The following is a 15,751-nucleotide window of genomic DNA, read 5'->3' as shown; positions in this document are numbered from 1 at the left end:
GAGGGAAGGGGTGCCGGGGCGGCCGCGTGGCGACCGCCCCGGCGGGCGTTCAGCCCTGCGTGATGTACCGCAGCGTCGGGAACATCATCCCCACGACGGGCTGCAGCTGGATGCCGGGCGCCGTGTAGTAGATGTTGTTCGCCTGGTACCAGACCGACCACCAGGCCTGGTCGACGAGGGCCTCGTTGAGCTCCTTGATGGCGGCGGTCTGCGCGTCGCCGCGCTCCGTCTGCACCTTCTCGACGAGCGGGGCGATGACCTCGTTCTTCGCGTAGTCGGGCTCCGGGTTGAACCACTGCACGCTCGTCAGCTGCCGGGAGACGGTGGCCACGTCGTTGCCGTCCATCGCGAGGAAGGAGATGAACATCGGGTAGTTCGGGGCGTTGAGCTGGTAGTCCGGCATCTGCATGTTGTCCCAGGTGACGGTGATGCCGAGCTCGTTGAGGGCCTGCTCGGCCGACGGCTTCCACATCTCGAAGATCGGGGACATCGGCATCGAGATGTCGAAGCCGTCCGGGTAGCCGGCGTCGGCCAGGAGCTCCTTCGCCTTATCCATGTTGAACGCGTAGGCATCGTTGAGCTCGGGGTCGTTGATGTCGCCGCCGTCGGGGAAGACCTGGTTGGTGGCCACGCCCGCACCGCTGCCGACCGCCGCGAGGACGGCCGCACCGTCGAACGCGTAGTTCAGCGCCTGGCGGACCTCGAGCGTGCCGAGGGGCTCGCTCTTCGCGCCGGTGTGGTCGGTGATGACGAGGCCCGCCCACCCGGAGACGCGCTGGGCGGTGTTCCAGCCCTGCTGCTCGGCCTGGTCGAGGTTGGCCACGTCGCCGTACTGCACGTTGATCTGTCCGCTGAGCATCGCGTTGTGCCGGGCGGTCGCGTCGGTGATCGGGTAGATCGCGAGTTCGGCGAACGGGTACGTCTTCGCGTCCCAGTGGTCCTCGGTCTTGGTGAAGTGGTACTCGGCGCCCGCGACGCTGGTGTCGCTGTCGAGCACGTACGGGCCGGAGCCGATCGGGTCGCTGCCGACCGTGCCCGCCTCGATGGACGCCGGGGGCATGACGTAGCTGCGGCCGAGGCCCATCAGGTAGAGGATCGTGTCGTCGCGCTGCGTAAGGGCGATGCGGACGGTGTCGTCATCGACCTTCTCGAAGCCCTTCGCCTTGACGTAGGCCTCACCGGACCGGGCGCCGGCCTTGAGGTACTCGAGGCTCGCGACGACGGCGTCGGCGTCGACCGGGGTGCCGTCGCTGAACACGGCGTCGGTGCGGATGTCGAGGTCGATGCTGAGGTCGTCGTCGGCCACGGTCCACTTCGTCGCGAGCGACGGGATCGGGGTGCCGTCGCTGTCGAGGGCGATGAGGGCGTCGTACACCGCGGACAGGTAGGGGCCGTCGAAGCCGATGTCGGCGAGGGACGGGTCCCACGAGGTGACGTCGAGGAAGTTGCCGATGTTGAGGGCGTCGGGGCCTTCGGCGCCACCGCCCTCGGACGGCGAGGGCGTTCCGCCGCCGCTGCAGCCGGCGAGCGCGAGGGTCGCGGCGACGGCGGCGGCGACCGCGAGGGGCATTCGTTTCATGGTTCCTTCTCTCGGGTGCAGGGGGTGGTGAAGAAGGTTCGAAGAGCCGCTGACCGGAGACCGGGACCGACGCCACTTCGATGTGTCGTGCTGGTTAGTCTACATGCGTGGAAAAAGAGCGCAAGCGCGTTTCGCCCTCTGGCCGCGCGGACCGATGCCTCAGCGCGCACACCGCCTTGCTCCCCCGCGCACACCCCGGCGCATCCCGTACCCCACCCGCCCGCACCCCGCGGGTGCAGGTGCGGGTACCGGGATCAATAACGCACCCCTGCCCTCCCCGCGCGGCCCACTTCTGATCCCGCCACTGCGCCCACCCGTCCGACCGGATCAGAAACACCCCTCGGCGACGCCTTTTCGGCACCCTTCTCATCCCGCACCGGGGTGAACGACGGCGCGAACGGGCCACACTGCCGCTCCCGAGGGCCACCGCACCCCTTCCCGGGATCAAGAACGCACCTCCCACCCGGATCCGAGGAGCACTTCTGATCCGGAGCGTGCGCGGGGCACTTCCGATCCAGCACGGAGGCGAGGAGCGCTTACGATCTGCTGCGAACACGAGGAGCACTTCTGATCCGGGGCTCCGGAGAGCGGTCCGGTCGCGCACGAGCGGCGGGCCCGGCGACCGCCACACAGCCGCCACCAGAAGCGGGATCAGAATCGGCCGCACGCCCTCCCTACTCGGCGCGTTCTCGAATCGGCACGCAGAACGTCACGTCCTGCGGGATCAGAAACGTGCCCGTGGGGCGCGCGCGAGGTGCGGAACTGATCCCGCGCCCGGAGTGGGACGCGGGGGCGGAGTGGGACGCGGGCCAAGCGAGTGCGGGATCAGGAACGTGCCTGCTGGGCGCCTGCGAGGTGCGGAACTGATCCCGCACGCGGAGTGGGACGCGGGGGCGGAGCGAGGCGGGATCAGGAACGTGCCTGCGGGGCGCGCGGGAGGTGCGGAAGTGATCCCGGAGACCGGCGGCCGGGGGCGGGGCGGACGCCGGGGGCGGGGCGGACGCCGGGAAGCCGTGGGAGATACGAAAGGTCACCAGGTGCCGTCGGGGCGGACGGCGTGGTCGACGCGGCAGTCGGCGAGGGCGGCGCGGACCTCGGCGCCGTAGTCTCGGGCGAGGGCGAGGGCGGCGTGGTTGTCCTCGAGCTGCGCGACGCGAGAGGCACCGAAGAGTACGTTGGCCGTCGCGGGGTTCGCCAGACAGAAGGCGATGCCGAGGGCAGCCGGCGTCACCCCGAACTCCCCCGCGACCCGCGCGACCTGGGGGTACACGGCGAGGATCCGCTCACGGATACCCCCGACATCGGCACCGATCTTGCGCTGGGGCATCCATCCCGTGGCGAGGATTCCGCCCTCGAACACGTCGGAGGCCTGCAGCGCGAGGGTTCCGTCGGCGAACAGGGGTCCATAGGCGTCGCCCTCCGCCATGGCCCGGCGCGCGATGCCGTACTTGAGCTGCGCGAACGCGGGGCCGACCGCCCCCTGAGCGGTTGCCTCGGCGAGCGCCGCCCCGGTGTCCGCGATCCGCCAGTTGTTGATCCCCCACGAGTCGACCAGGGTCGTCGGCGATGAGGGCGTTCACGTCGGCGACGAGTCGCGGCATGTCCGGGGCGTCGAGGTAGTCCCCCACCACGAGGGTGTCGAAGCGGTCGAGGCCGGCCCGCTCGAGCGACTCCTCGATCTGCCCGCGGAAGCCCTGGTGCGGCCAGTCCCAGAGCCAGAGCTTGCCGCAGAGCACGACGTCGACACGGTCCACCCCGCTCGCCCGGAAGGCCTCTCCGAAGAGGATGTCGGTCCGGGAGTTCTCGGCATGCGGCCCCATGTTGTAGTACGCGATGTCGAAGAATCCGGCATCGAGGTCGACCGCCCGCTGGATGAGCTGCACGGCATCGTCGAAGCCATGCGGTCCCAGGTGTTCCACGATCCGAGGGCGAGCGGCGGCACCGTCGCACCCCGAGGAGACAGCGGCTTGCGGGGGTATGTCACATCGGGCATGAGGGCTCCTTCGCCGTCTCGGGGCACGGGGTTGCGTTTTTCTATGTTTGTAGAATATAACGGAGGAATCCCATCGGAACACCGTCAGTGAGGACGACCATGACCGCTTCCCCGCGCCGCATCCTCGTCACCGGAGGAGCCTCCGGGCTCGGCCGCGGCATCGCCAGCGCCTTCCGCGCCGCCGGGGACGAGGTGTTCCTCGGCGATGTGAACCTCGAGGCCGCCCGGGCCGTCGCCGCCGAGATCGGCGCCACCGCCCTCCCCCTCGACATCGCCGACGAGGGCGCGGTCACCACCGCCGCCGCGCAGCTCGCGGACGCCGGCGGGCTCGACGTCCTCGTCAACAACGCCGGCGTCGTCGCCGGCGGAGGCACACTCCAGGAGGTCGCGGTCGACGCGGTCGACGCGGCCCTGCGCGTCAACGTCCGCGGCACGTTCCTCATGCTGCGGGTCTTCGGCGGGCTGCTCGCGGCCGCCGGCCACGGGGCCATCGTCAACATCTCCTCCATCGGCGCCCGGCAGCCCACCCCGGGCCTCGGACACTACGAGGCCACGAAGGCCGCGGTCGACGCGCTCACCCGGACGGCCGCCATCGAGCTCGCCAGCTCCGGGGTGCGCGTCAACGCCGTCGCCCCCGGTCCCGTGCTCACGCCCCTGACCGCCGACTTCGCCTCGAACCCCGATGCCCGCGCCGCCTGGGAATCGCGCATCCCGCTCGGCACCATCGCCGAGGTCGACCAGGTCACCCCGCTCGTGCTCTTCCTCGCGAGCGAGGCCGCCAGCCACATCACCGGGGTCTCGGTCCCCGTCGACGGCGGCCAGCTCCTGGTCTGATCCCCGTCCCCCTCCGTGCGGGATCGATTCCGCCCCTCCCTGGCACCGCGGAGGACCGTTTTCGATCCCGCCACCCGCCCCGCGACTGGAGAACCATGACCCTCCCCACCACCACCCGCGCCGCGGTGCTCACCGCGCACGGCGAGCCGCTTACCCTGCAAGAGCTTCCGCTGCCCACCGAGATCGAACCCGGCGCCGCCCTCGTCCGCATCGCCTGCACGACGCTGTGCGGCACGGACATCGAGATCTGGGAGGGGAAGATGTCGTTCCCGGCATGCTGCCCATGGTCCTCGGTCACGAGATGGTCGGCGAGATCGTGGCCACCGGGCCGGACACCCGCGACGCGCTCGGCCGCCCGCTCTCCCCCGGCGACCGGATCGGCTGGTCGGAGGTCCACCTGCGGCGAGTGCCACGGCTGCGTCGTGCTGCGCGAGCCGGTCGCGTGCTCCCGCCCGCGGCTACGGCTTCCTCCAGCGCGCCGACGTTCCGCCGTTCGCGACGGCCGGGCTCTCCGAGTACGCGTACGTGACCCCGGGTGCCGCCCACGCTCCTGCTCCCGGCGACCGTCAAAGACACCTGGGCCTCCATGGCGGGCTGCGCCGCGAAGACCGTCCTCCGCGCGTTCGAGCGGGCCGGCCGGATCCGTCCCGGCTCCCGCGTGGTGGTGCAGGGCTCCGGCGCCCTCGGCATCTTCGCCACCGCAGTCGCGAGGATCGCGGGTGCCGGGCAGGTCATCACCGTCGGCGCACCCGCGGCTCGTCTGGAGCTCGCCGCCCGCTTCGGCGCCGACGCCGTCGTGGACTTCCGCGACGGGCCCGTCGTCGACCAGGTCCTGGCGCTCACCGGAGGCGAGGGGGCGGACCACGTGTTCGACTTCGCCGGAGCCCCGAGCGTCGGCCCGGACGCCGTCGGCATGGCCGCCCAACGCGGCACCGTGGCGATCGTGGGCTCGACCGGTCCGGCCGGAGACGGCTTCGCCCTCAGCACGATCATGGGCAAGGAGCTCACGGTCGTCGGCTCGCTCAACGGCGACATCTCCGACTACGCCCGTGCGATCGACTTCTTCATGGCGTTCGCCGACCGCTTCCCCTGGGACGACCTGTTCAGCGCCCCGGTCGGGCTCGCCGACGCCTCCGCGAAGATCGCCCACATGCACCACCTCGATGAGGTCAAGGCCGTCATCGACCCGAGCCTCTGAGGAGCACCATGACCACTCCCCTCCCCTCCGCGAGATCGGCCGCAGCGGCCTGCACGCCTCCCTGTTCTCCCTCGGCTCCTGGCACACCTACGACCGCATGGACTTCGCCGACGCGGTGGCGCTCCTCCGCGAGGCCACCGACCGCGGCGTGAACCTCTTCGACGTGGGCGTGTACTCCGCGCCTGGCGCCCCGCCCGTCTTCACCGACGTGATCTTCTCGGCGATGGTGCGCGCGGCCGGGCTGCGCCGAGAGGAGTGGCTGCTGTCGTCGAAGCTCTGGCTCGAGGCCTTCGGCGCCGACGGCTTCCGTCCACAGCTCGAGAACGCGCTGATGCGGGTGGGAGTCGAGCACCGCCGACCTCGTGATCCTCGGCGACCTCCGCCGCGACGACCTCGAGCTGCGCGATCTCGTGCTCGACCTCGCCGCGCTCGCCGACGCCGGCCTCATCCGCGCGTGGGGCGTGAACAACTGGTCGGCGGCGAGCATCCAGGCCCTGATCGACCTCGCCGCCGCGGAAGGCGTTCCCGGTCCGCAGATCGCGCAGCTCAAGTACAGCGTCTCGCGGCGGTCGATCCCGGACGGCGAACCCTTCGCGCGCCTCTGGGAGCAGGGCCTCACGCTGCAGGCCTCGGACTGCCTGGAGGGCGGGATCCTCGCCGGGAAGGTGAACGGCGACCGGCAGATCGGGCGCGACCCCGGCGGCATCCGCGAACGGATCATCGCCGACGTCCCCGCGTTCACGGCGGTCGCCGACGACCTCGACGTGACCCCCGCCCAGCTCGGCATCGCGTTCACCCTCACCCACCCCGCCCTGACGACGACGCTGTTCGGCGCCTCCCGCGTCGCGCAGCTGCGGGCGAACCTCGACGCGGCCGCCCTCGTCGACCGCGTCGGCGCCGCCGAGCTGCGCCGTCTCGTCGAGCCCTTCTGGGCCGACCGCGGGGTCGTCGACCCCGAAGGCCCCTGACGCCGTCCCACCCGAGGAGAACCATGACCATCCCCGTCCCCTTCGATCCCGACGTGCAGGCCGTGCTCGACGAGATCGCGAAGAACCCGCAGCCCGCCCTCACCCGCGAGACCCTGCCGCGCGACGGCGTCAACCGGATGTTCCCGGACAACGACGCCGTGATCGCCGGCCGGGACATCACCTGGGAGGACCGCGTCATCCCCGGCCCGCCCGGAGCACCGGACATCGAGGTCACGATCTTCCGCCCCGCCGGCTCGGAGACCTCGACGCTCCCCGGCTTCGTGAACATCCACGGCGGCGGCATGATCGTCGGCCACCGCTCCTGGGAGACGGCTCGAGTCGTCGACATCGTCGCGGAGCACGGCGTCGTGGCCGTGAACGTCGAGTACCGCCTCGCCCCGGAGGACCCGTACCCCGCGGGCGTGGAGGACTGCTACGCGGCCTTCGTGTGGACGCACACCCACGCCACGGAGCTCGGCATCGACCCCGCGCGCATCGTCGTGGGCGGCGGCAGCGCGGGCGGGGGCCTCACCGCGGCCGTCGCCCTGCTGGCGCGTGATCGGCGGGGCCCCGTCATGGCCGGGCAGCTGCTGCTGTGTCCCATGATCGACAACACCAACACCACGGTGGCCAGTCGGCAGTACGACGGCATCGGCACCTGGCAGCGCGACATGAACCTCCTCGCCTGGTCGTGCGTCCTCGGCGAGGAGCTCGCCTTCAGCGTCGAGGCTCCCGCCTACGCCGCGCCGAGCCGGGCGACAGACGTCTCCGGCCTTCCGCCCGCCTACATCGAGGTCGGCGAGGCGGAGATGTTCCGCGACGAGGACACCGTGTACGCCCCTCCGGATCTGGGAGACCGGCGGTCAGGCCGAGCTGCACGTGTGGGGCGGCGGCGCCCACGGCTTCGACATGTACATGCCGGACGCCGAGATCACCCGCGCTGCCCTCGCCGCACGTGCCTCCTGGCTGCGACGGATCTGGCGGACCGCCGCATGAGCACGCCCGAACCGGTGCCCTACGACCCGGAGCTCGTCGCCGGACTCGACGCCTTCGTCGACCTCGTCGAGGTCATCCCGCTGCGCGCGGACACCATCCACGCCAACCGCGATCACTTCGCCACGATCATCCCGCCGATGGCCGTGCAGGCGGAGGGTCGCGCCGTGACCTGGGAGGACCGGGTCATCCCCGGCCCCGTCGGGGCTCCGGACCTCGAGATCACCATCGTGCGCCCGGCGCAGGCGCCCGCAGACCCGGCACCGGCGGTGCTGTCGATCCACGGCGGCGGCATGGTGCTCGGCACGCGTTTCTTCGGCACCGCCGAGCTCATCGACCTCGCCGAGCGGCACGGTGTCGTCGGCGTCGCGGTCGAGTACCGTCTCGCCCCGGAGCACCCCGGACCGGCGCAGGCGGAGGACTGCTACGCGGCACTGGAGTGGATGGTCGCCCACGCCGACGAGCTCGGCATCGACACCTCCCGCGTCATCGCGTCCGGGCAGAGCGCCGGCGGCGGACTCTCGGCGGCGGTCGCGCTGCTCTCCCGCGACCGCGGCGGACCACGGCTGGCCGGGCAGCTCCTCGGCTGCCCGATGCTCGACGACCGCAACGAGACCCCGTCGAGCCGGCAGTACGACGGCTTCGGCGCCTGGGACCGGAACAACAACGACACCGCGTGGGACGCGATCGCCGGAGCCGACCGGTTCACCGACCGCGTGTCGCGTACACGGCGCCGGCCCGGGCCACGGATCTGTCGGGACTCGCTCCGGCGTTCATCGAGGTGGGTGCCGCGGAGACCTTCCGCGATGAGGCCGTCGACTACGCGTCGCGGATCTGGGCCACGGGCGGTCAGGCCGAACTGCACGTCTGGGCGGGCGGCTACCACGGCTTCTCCGGGTTCTCCCCCGAGGCCGAGGTCTCGCAGGCCGCGGTGGCCGCGCGGGAGAGCTGGCTGCGCGCGTGCTGCGCCTGGGCGGATGAGTCTCCCGGCGCGCGGTGAGCCCGCGCGGATGGGCACGCTGCGGGCGATGCTGGTGCTCGGCATGCTGGAAGCCTTCGGTCCGCTGTCGATGGACCTCTACCTGCCCCAGCTCCCCCAGCTCGCGGCGTCGCTCGGCACGACCGAGGCCCTGGCGCAGGTGACCATGTCGGCGTGCATGATCGGCCTCGGCCTGGGGCAGCTCGTGGCCGGTCCCCTCAGCGACCGGCTGGCAGACGTCTGCCGCTGCTGGTCGGCGTCGCGGCGTTCGCGGTGCTCTCCGCGGTGTGCGCGGTCGCCCCGACCATCGAGCTGCTGCTCGTCGCCCGCTTCCTGCAGGGGCTGGCGGGATCGGCGGGCATCGTGATCTGCCTGGCGATCGCCCGCGACCAGTTCGAGGGCATCGAGCTCTCCCGCATGCTCTCGCTGCTGTTCCTCGTCTCGGGCACCGCGCCGATCATCGCGCCGGTGGTGGGCGGCCAGCTCGCCCGCATCATGGACTGGCGCGGGATCTTCGGGGTGCTCAGCGGGATCGGCGTCATCCTGCTGCTCGTGGTCGTCTTCCTCCTGCCGGAGACGCTGCGACCGGAGGCGCGCCACGGCGGAGGCCTCCGCGTGCTGCGGGCGCATGCCGGCGCCGTGCTGGGCGACCGGCTCTTCGCCGCGGTCCTGTGCGCCTCCGCCGGTGCGGGCGTGGCGTTCTTCACCTATCTCTCGATGTCGTCCTTCGTCCTGCAGGACGAGTTCGGCCTCAGCCCGCAGAGCTTCAGTCTCGCCTTCGCCGCCGGCGCCCTCGCGAGCATCGTCGGCAGCCAGTCGAGCCGCCTGGTCGTGCGCCGCTTCGGCCCCCTCCGCGTCTACCTCGGCGGGGTCACGGCGACGCTCGTCGCGACCACGACCTTCCTCGTCCTGGCACTGAGCGGGACGGGGGTGGCGGGCGTGGTGGCGGCACTCGTCGGGTTCATGCTGTGCGCGGGCCTCGGCGGCCCGAACGGCCAGACACTCGCCCTCGCGCATCACGGCGCCAGGGCGGGGACGGCGTCCGCGCTGCTCGGCATGTCGTCGTTCCTGTTCGGCCCGGTGCTCGCCCCGGTCGCCGCCGGGATCGGGGGCACGAACGCCGTCACGATGGCGGTCACCATGACCCTGGCCGCCGCCGTCGCGGCGATCGCGGCCTGGGCCTTCGTCCGCCCCGCGGCGCGGAGTGAGACCCTCGCACCGGACGGTCAGCCCGCGATGCTCATCGCGACGACCCCGATCGCCATCGCCCAGGACTCCACCGCGAGCAGCCGGGCGGCGCGGCCCCGATGCGCCGTCGTCCGCCACCCTGCGGCGATCGTCCAGGCGACGACGCTGAGAGTGCCGAGGAGGACGAGCGCGCCGAGCGCGCCGCCGAGTCCATGACCCCCGTGCCCCGCGGACGTCACCACGCCTTGACCGACCGATCCCGCCGCGCCGTGGAAGGCGCAGATCGCCATCACGAGCGATCCGAGAGCGCGGTGACAGCAGGGGGCCGCGGACGTCGCCCCGCGAACGCCCATCGTGCCGATCATGCCGGACACGAGCAGCAGGGCACCGATCAGCAGGGCACCCAGCGGCCCGGTCCCGCCCGTCGCCATCAGCAGCATCCCCGCCGCCATCACCACCGCGGCCTGGCGTCCCTGCCACGGCACAGCGCGCCGCGCAGCGAGGCAGGCGCCGGCCGACACGAGCGCCGCCGCCGCCATCAGCCACGATGCTGCCGGAGCAGGAGGTCCACAGCCGAAGTATATTGATCGTTCGCTCAAAAAAGCGAGACCCCTCGTCATACGACACAATGAGCACGTGCCCCGCATCGTCGACCATGATGAGCGTCGCCGTCAGATCGCCGACGCGCTGCTCGTCGTCGCCGCCAGAGACGGTCATGAGAGCGTGTCCTCACGGGCGGTCGCCAAGGAGCTCGGCGTCGCGACCGGTTCGCTCTGGCACTACTTCGACGGCTTCGACGACGTCGTCCGGGCCGCCGCGGCCGAGGTCACCCGTCGCACCGACGAGCGCATCGCCGCGGCGACGGACGGACTCCGCGGCCTGGCGCGCCTGCGGGCCCTGATGGGCGAGGTGCTCCCCGTCGACGAGCGCACTCGCACCGAGGCGCACGTCGTCGTCGGCTTCTGGGGGCGCCTGGCCACCCTCGCCCCGACTCCTGACGCCGGAGCGCCGACCCTCGCGACGTGGCAGGGCAGCATCCGCGAGGCACTGGAGGAGGCGGTGAGCGACCGAGAGCTGCGCCCGGACACCCCCACCGGCGACCTCCTCGCCCTCCTGCGCTCGATCACGTACGGCCAGCAGGTCGTCGAGGTCACCGAACCGCAGACGGCGGCGGCGCACTTTCGCGGTCCTCGACAGCATCCTCGCCCCCTGGCGTCGCTGACCTCGACATCGCCCACACGCCACGGTTGTGCGCCCGTGCATGCCGTCGTATCATCGTGCCAACCCGTTTCTTGAGCACTTGCTCGAAAATAGTGAGGTCAACGATGTCCCCGCACTCCCCCAGCCCGTCTCCCTCGAGCCGATCGCCGTCCCGCACCCGCTCGACCCGCTCACCGGTGCCGAGATCGCCGCCGCCCGCGCCGTGCTCGACGCAGCCGGCCTGCTGACGGCGACCACCCGCGTGCCGATGGTGCTCCCCGACGAAGCCACGAAGGAGGAGCTCGCGGGCTGGCGTCCCGGCTCTCCCATCGACCGCCGTGTCGACGTGACGCTGCTCGACACCGCCACCGGCGTCGCGACCGAGCTGATCGTCTCGATCACCCGTGGCGAGGTCGTGCGGCAGGAGCGAGTGCCGAACGACGCCCCGCCGTACGGCCAGCCGCAGTACCTGTTCGAGGAGTACGAGCGGGCAGAGGCCATCGCCAAGGCATCCCCGGACTGGCAGGCGGCCATGCGGCGGCGGGGCCTGGCGGACCACATGGCCCTCGCCTTCTGCTCCCCCCTGGCCCCGGGCTACACCGGCCGGGCCGACGAGGTGGGCCGCCGCGTGATCCGGTCCCTCACCTTCCTCCGATACGACGAGCAGGATTCCCCGTGGGCCCACCCCGTCGAGGGGCTGATCGTGCACATCGACCTCACCACGGACAGCGTGATCCGCGTCGAGGACGAGGGCGACGTGCCGGTGCCCGCCGGGCACGGCAACTACTACCCGGAGGTGCAGGGCGCGGCACGGACGACGCTGCGGCCCATCGAGATCACCCAGCCGGACGGGCCGAGCTTCGCCGTGTCCGGATCGCTCGTCGAGTGGGAGGGCTGGTCCATGCGCGTGGGCTTCAACGCCCGCGAAGGCCTCGTCCTGCACGACGTGTCGTTCCAGGGGCGCTCCGTGCTGCACCGGGCGAGCGTGCCGGAGATGGTCGTGCCGTACGGTGACACCGCCCCCGGGCGCTTCTGGATCAGCTACTTCGACGCGGGCGAGTACCTCCTCGGCAAGAACGCCAACCACCTGGAGCTCGGCTGCGACTGCCTCGGCGTGATCCGGTATCTCGACGGCTACGTCGCCGACGACCACGGTCACCCGGTGCGCATCCCGAATGTGATCTGCATGCACGAGGAGGACTTCGGCATCCTCTGGAAGCACACCGACCTCTCGGGACGGTCCGACGTGCGGCGCTCACGGCGCTTCGTGGTCTCGTACTTCTCCACGATCGGCAACTACGACTACGGCTTCTACTGGAACTTCGGACTGGACGGCTCCATCGAGGTCGTCGCCAAGGCCACGGGCATCGTGTTCGCCGGCGCCGGGGAGCCGGGCGTCCGTCAGAAGCACGCCACCGAGCTCGCCCCCGGCGTCTTCGCCCCGGTCCACCAGCATCTGTTCTGCGCGCGGCTCGACGTGGCTATCGACGGCCAGGACAACCGCCTCGTGGAGGTCGACGCGCAGCGGGTGCCGATGGGGCCGGACAACCCGTTCGGCAACGCGTTCACCTGGTCGGAGACGGTGCTCGAGACCGAGCACGCCGCCCAGCGTGAGGCCGACTCCTCCGCCGCCCGGTGTGGGAGGTGCAGAGCGCCTCGCGGACCAACCACGTCGGCCGCCCGACCGCCTACCACCTCGTCCCGGAGTCGACCGCCCTGCTGATGGCCGACCCCGCCTCCTCCGTCGCCGCGCGCGCGGCCTTCGCCACGAAGCACCTCTGGGCGACCCGGTACGAGCACGGGCAGATCTGGCCGGCCGGGCGCTACCCCAACGCGCACCAGGGCGGCGCCGGCCTCCGGAGTACACGGCCGACGACCGCCGGATCGACGGCGAGGACATGGTGCTGTGGCACACCTTCGGGCTCACGCACTTCCCCCGCCGGAGGACTGGCCGATCATGCCCGTGGATTACGCGGGATTCTGGTTCAAGCCCTACGGCTTCCTCGACCAGAACCCCGCCATGGACGTGCCGGAGTCCTCCCAGGCGCACGGCGGCGCGACGGCGACGGACTCCTGCTGCGGCGGCGACTCCTGCGCCTGCGGCCACTGAGCGCACCCGGGGACGCTCCGCCGCGCGATCAGTAGCGGGCGGAGAAGGCCCCGTCGGCGTGGAGGAGCTGACGGAGATCCAGCGTCCCTCATCCGAGACGAGGAACGAGACGACCGCGGCGATGTCGCCCGGCGTGCCGAGGCGACCGAGCGGTGTCATCCCGGCGAGGCCGACGCGCGTCTCGTCGTCCATCCATCCGGTGTCGATGGGGCCGGGGTTCAGGACGTTGGCGGAGATGCCGCGCGGACCGAGCTCGCGCGCGGCGGAGATGACGAGCCGGTCGAGCGCGCCCTTGGAGGCCCCGTAGGGCAGGTTCCCGGTCACGTGATCGCTCGTGAGCGCCACGATCGCGCCACCGTATCGGCCTGCCGGGCGAAGGCCGCGATGAGGAGCAGGCTCGCCCGCGCGTTCACGGCGACGTGCCGGTCGAAGCTCTCCGCCGTCGTGTCCAGCACGCCGGACTCGACGTCGTGCGCGTGGCTGAGGACGAGCGCGGAGATCGGGCCGTGCGCCTCCGCGACCTCGGCGATCAGGCGCTCCGGCCCGTCGGCGGTGGAGAGGTCGGCGGGGTGATCGGCGTCGTCGAGGTCGCTGGTGACGACGGTCCAGCCGTCGGCACGGAGCCGCGGGACGATACCCGCGGCGATGCTGTTCGCGCGCGCGGCGCCGGTGACGAGAGCGAGGGGCATGCCCTCACGCTAGCGGGCAGCCCGTCGCGGGTGCGAAAAGGTGCCCCGATCGCTCCCGTCAGGCGCGATTCTCATCCCTGCCGAGGGGAGAGCGGGTCAGGCGAGGGCGGCGATCGCGTCGCGGAGGATGCCGTCGGCCGCGGCCAGCGCCTCAGCGGCGGTCTCGGCGGAGGCGCCCGTCGCGAGCAGGAGCAGCGCGAGCTTGACGGAACCGTCCGCGGCCTGCAGCGCGGCGGACGCGGCGTCGACGTCCACATCCGCGAGCTGCGACACCGTGCGGATCGAGCGCGCGTGCAGCTTCTCGTTCGTGGCCAGCAGGTCGACCATGACCCCGCGGTACGTCTTGCCGAGCTTGATCATCGAGAGCGTCGTCAGCATGTTCACGACGAGCTTCTGCGCCGTGCCGGACTTCAGCCGCGTGGAGCCCGAGATGAACTCCGGCCCCGTGACGACCTCGATCGCGATGTCGGCCTCCGCGCCGATCGCCGACCCCGCGTTCGAGGCGATCGCCACCGTGAGGGCGCCGAGGCCCCGGGCGTACCGCAGCCCGCCGATGACGTAGGGCGTACGGCCGGATGCCGAGATGCCCACCACCGTGTCCCGCTCGGTGAGGTCGAGGTCGCGCAGGGCGAGGGCCGCGGCCTCATCATCGTCCTCCGCGTTCTCCACCGCCGAGCGGATGGCCGTCTCCCCGCCGGCGATGAGTCCGACCACCATCGACGGGTCGGTGCCGAAGGTGGGCGGGCACTCGCTCGCGTCGAGCACGCCGATGCGACCTGCCGTGCCCGCACCGATGTAGATGAGGCGACCGCCGCGTCGGAAGCGCTCCGTGATGCCGTCCACCGCCGCCGCGATCTCCGGCGTGCGACCGGCCACGGCCTCGGGCACGCGACGGTCCTCGGCGTTCATGCGCTCGACGAGCTCAGTGGTGCTCAGCAGGTCGAGATCGCCCCGCTCGGTGGACGAGGCCTCGGTGTCCAGGCCCGCGAGCTCGGCGAGAAGGGTGGTCAGACGGGGGTCATTCGGCACGGTGCACGAACCTTTCATGGGGGAGGTCGAGGCGACGGGTCAGCAGCAGGGCCCCCGTCCATGGCGCCGCCTCGCGCGGGGACGACCCGACGGCCGCTCCCTTCGAGCGCGCGTGCGAGGGCGGCGCGGAATCCGTCGTGGTCGGTGAGGCCGCCGTGCAGTGCGACGTCCGCGGTCGGCCCGGCGGCCGCAGCGGTCGTCGCAGCGAGGAGCCGGACGGCCTCCTCGACGATCCCGCGGGCGACGGGGTCGTCGTCTGCGGCGGCGGCGAGCACGAGGGGCGCGAGGGTCGCGAGGCGGCGGGCGAGAGCTCCGTCGGCGGCGAGCCAGGCCTGCACGGCCGAGGGCGGGCCGACGGGGGCGGCGAGCGCCGTGGTGAGAGCGGTGGGCGCGGCCAGCCCGTCGTGGGCACGGAGCACGGCGCGCAACGCCTCGCGGCCGAGCCAGGATCCGCTGCCGAAGTCGCCCAGCTCGGGACCCCAGCCGTCGACCAGACGCGCACCGGAAGGGTCGACGCCCAGCGCCACGGCTCCGGTGCCGGCGATGAGCAGCACGCCGGCCGCGCCGTCGAGAGCGCCCGCATGGCGGTGACCACGTCCGACGCCACGGCCACGCGCGCTCCGGTCCGTGCGGCGAGCGCGGCGGCGAGTTCCGCGGCCGCCTCCGGGGCGAACCAGGCGCCGGCCGCCCCCACGCCGAGCGTGTCGATGCGCTCGACACCGTCGAGCAGCGGGAGAATCGCGGTGAGCGCCGCCTCCACTCCGCCCGCCGCGGCGAGGCCCGGCGCTCCGATCCCGGAGCGCTCCCCGGCCGTCGCGCCGTGCACGACGAGGCGGCAGCGGGACTTGCCGAGGTCGACGGTGGCGGTCGTCTCGCTCATCGGCACTCCTCGGATCCGGCGGAAAGAAAGAAAAGCGACTACACAACACGTAGACTCGCTGAAAAGAATTTACCATCCCGTTCCGCCGTTCCGGAGGATACCGTGAGCATC

Annotated in this window: 13 protein-coding genes and 3 pseudogenes; 11 read left to right on the top strand and 5 right to left on the bottom strand. The window is 72.2% G+C overall.

Features of this window, described 5'->3' with window-relative positions; translation table 11 throughout:
- Positions 1 to 49: 49 nt before the first annotated feature.
- Complete coding sequence (locus AB1285_RS16595) at positions 50 to 1,579, bottom strand: ABC transporter substrate-binding protein (protein ID WP_292793943.1); 1,530 nt, start codon at positions 1,577 to 1,579, stop codon at positions 50 to 52.
- Between the two features lie 1,030 nt (positions 1,580 to 2,609).
- The gene (locus tag AB1285_RS16590; protein ID WP_429977527.1) at positions 2,610 to 3,101 is read right to left on the bottom strand and encodes an aldo/keto reductase; all 492 of its coding nucleotides are present in this window, start codon (positions 3,099 to 3,101) and stop codon (positions 2,610 to 2,612) included.
- Here AB1285_RS16590 and AB1285_RS16585 point away from each other — a divergent pair.
- The 11 genes and pseudogenes from AB1285_RS16585 (at position 3,091) to AB1285_RS16535 (ending at position 13,042) form a co-directional block, all read left to right on the top strand.
- Complete coding sequence (locus AB1285_RS16585; RefSeq protein ID WP_429977521.1) at positions 3,091 to 3,663, top strand: hypothetical protein; 573 nt, start codon at positions 3,091 to 3,093, stop codon at positions 3,661 to 3,663. The two genes, AB1285_RS16590 and AB1285_RS16585, sit on opposite strands and share 11 nt — an antisense overlap.
- Positions 3,664 to 3,671: 8 nt before the next feature.
- The gene (locus AB1285_RS16580) at positions 3,672 to 4,406 is read left to right on the top strand and encodes an SDR family NAD(P)-dependent oxidoreductase (protein WP_268777110.1); all 735 of its coding nucleotides are present in this window, start codon (positions 3,672 to 3,674) and stop codon (positions 4,404 to 4,406) included.
- 274 nt (positions 4,407 to 4,680) lie between these two features.
- On the top strand, positions 4,681 to 4,935 hold the full coding sequence (locus AB1285_RS16575) for a hypothetical protein (RefSeq protein WP_429977519.1): 255 nt from the start codon (positions 4,681 to 4,683) through the stop codon (positions 4,933 to 4,935).
- Between the two features lie 6 nt (positions 4,936 to 4,941).
- On the top strand, positions 4,942 to 5,604 hold the full coding sequence (locus tag AB1285_RS16570; RefSeq protein ID WP_429977518.1) for a zinc-binding dehydrogenase: 663 nt from the start codon (positions 4,942 to 4,944) through the stop codon (positions 5,602 to 5,604).
- Positions 5,605 to 5,966: 362 nt separating this feature from the next.
- On the top strand, positions 5,967 to 6,572 hold the full coding sequence (locus AB1285_RS16565; protein ID WP_429977516.1) for an aldo/keto reductase: 606 nt from the start codon (positions 5,967 to 5,969) through the stop codon (positions 6,570 to 6,572).
- A gap of 23 nt (positions 6,573 to 6,595) precedes the next feature.
- Positions 6,596 to 8,218: pseudogene (locus tag AB1285_RS16560) on the top strand (alpha/beta hydrolase); the annotation flags it as partial.
- A 23-nt stretch (positions 8,219 to 8,241) separates the two neighbouring features.
- Positions 8,242 to 8,565 carry an alpha/beta hydrolase gene (locus AB1285_RS16555; RefSeq protein ID WP_429977526.1) on the top strand — a complete coding sequence of 108 codons (324 nt, stop codon included), beginning with the start codon at positions 8,242 to 8,244 and terminating at the stop codon, positions 8,563 to 8,565.
- A gap of 252 nt (positions 8,566 to 8,817) precedes the next feature.
- Positions 8,818 to 9,948 (top strand): MFS transporter, encoded by a 1,131-nt coding sequence (locus AB1285_RS16550; RefSeq protein WP_429977514.1) that lies wholly within the window; start codon positions 8,818 to 8,820, stop codon positions 9,946 to 9,948.
- A gap of 420 nt (positions 9,949 to 10,368) precedes the next feature.
- Positions 10,369 to 11,028, top strand: a complete 660-nt coding sequence (locus AB1285_RS16545; RefSeq protein ID WP_429977512.1) for a TetR/AcrR family transcriptional regulator — start codon at positions 10,369 to 10,371, stop codon at positions 11,026 to 11,028.
- Positions 10,994 to 12,729, top strand: a pseudogene (locus AB1285_RS16540) (primary-amine oxidase); the annotation flags it as partial. The gene AB1285_RS16545 and the pseudogene AB1285_RS16540, both read left to right, overlap by 35 nt.
- A gap of 109 nt (positions 12,730 to 12,838) precedes the next feature.
- Positions 12,839 to 13,042: a hypothetical protein gene (locus AB1285_RS16535; RefSeq protein WP_429977525.1), complete on the top strand. Its 204-nt coding sequence runs from the start codon at positions 12,839 to 12,841 to the stop codon at positions 13,040 to 13,042.
- Between the two features lie 28 nt (positions 13,043 to 13,070).
- On the opposite strand, the pseudogene AB1285_RS16530 reads toward AB1285_RS16535, so the two are convergent.
- From AB1285_RS16530 to AB1285_RS16520, 3 genes and pseudogenes are all read right to left on the bottom strand, one after another.
- Positions 13,071 to 13,731: pseudogene (locus tag AB1285_RS16530) on the bottom strand (SDR family oxidoreductase).
- Between the two features lie 96 nt (positions 13,732 to 13,827).
- Positions 13,828 to 14,760, bottom strand: a complete 933-nt coding sequence (gene murQ / locus AB1285_RS16525) for an N-acetylmuramic acid 6-phosphate etherase (RefSeq protein WP_366236422.1) — start codon at positions 14,758 to 14,760, stop codon at positions 13,828 to 13,830.
- A 14-nt stretch (positions 14,761 to 14,774) separates the two neighbouring features.
- On the bottom strand, positions 14,775 to 15,716 hold the full coding sequence (locus AB1285_RS16520; protein ID WP_429977510.1) for a BadF/BadG/BcrA/BcrD ATPase family protein: 942 nt from the start codon (positions 15,714 to 15,716) through the stop codon (positions 14,775 to 14,777).
- Between the last annotated feature and the right edge of the window lie 35 nt (positions 15,717 to 15,751).

This window comes from Microbacterium sp. NRRL B-14842 (genome assembly GCF_050470785.1).
Note: the sequence above shows the minus strand (reverse complement) of the source record. Positions and strands in the feature narration are given on the sequence as shown.

What these genes read in the sequence shown, in the direction of transcription:
- AB1285_RS16595 (WP_292793943.1), bottom strand. Translation starts at nt 1,579, where the DNA reads ATGAAACGAATGCCCCTCGCGGTCGCCGCCGCCGTCGCCGCGACCCTC.
- AB1285_RS16580 (WP_268777110.1), top strand. Translation starts at nt 3,672, where the DNA reads ATGACCGCTTCCCCGCGCCGCATCCTCGTCACCGGAGGAGCCTCCGGG.
- AB1285_RS16575 (WP_429977519.1), top strand. Translation starts at nt 4,681, where the DNA reads ATGCTGCCCATGGTCCTCGGTCACGAGATGGTCGGCGAGATCGTGGCC.
- AB1285_RS16520 (WP_429977510.1), bottom strand. Translation starts at nt 15,716, where the DNA reads ATGGTAAATTCTTTTCAGCGAGTCTACGTGTTGTGTAGTCGCTTTTCT.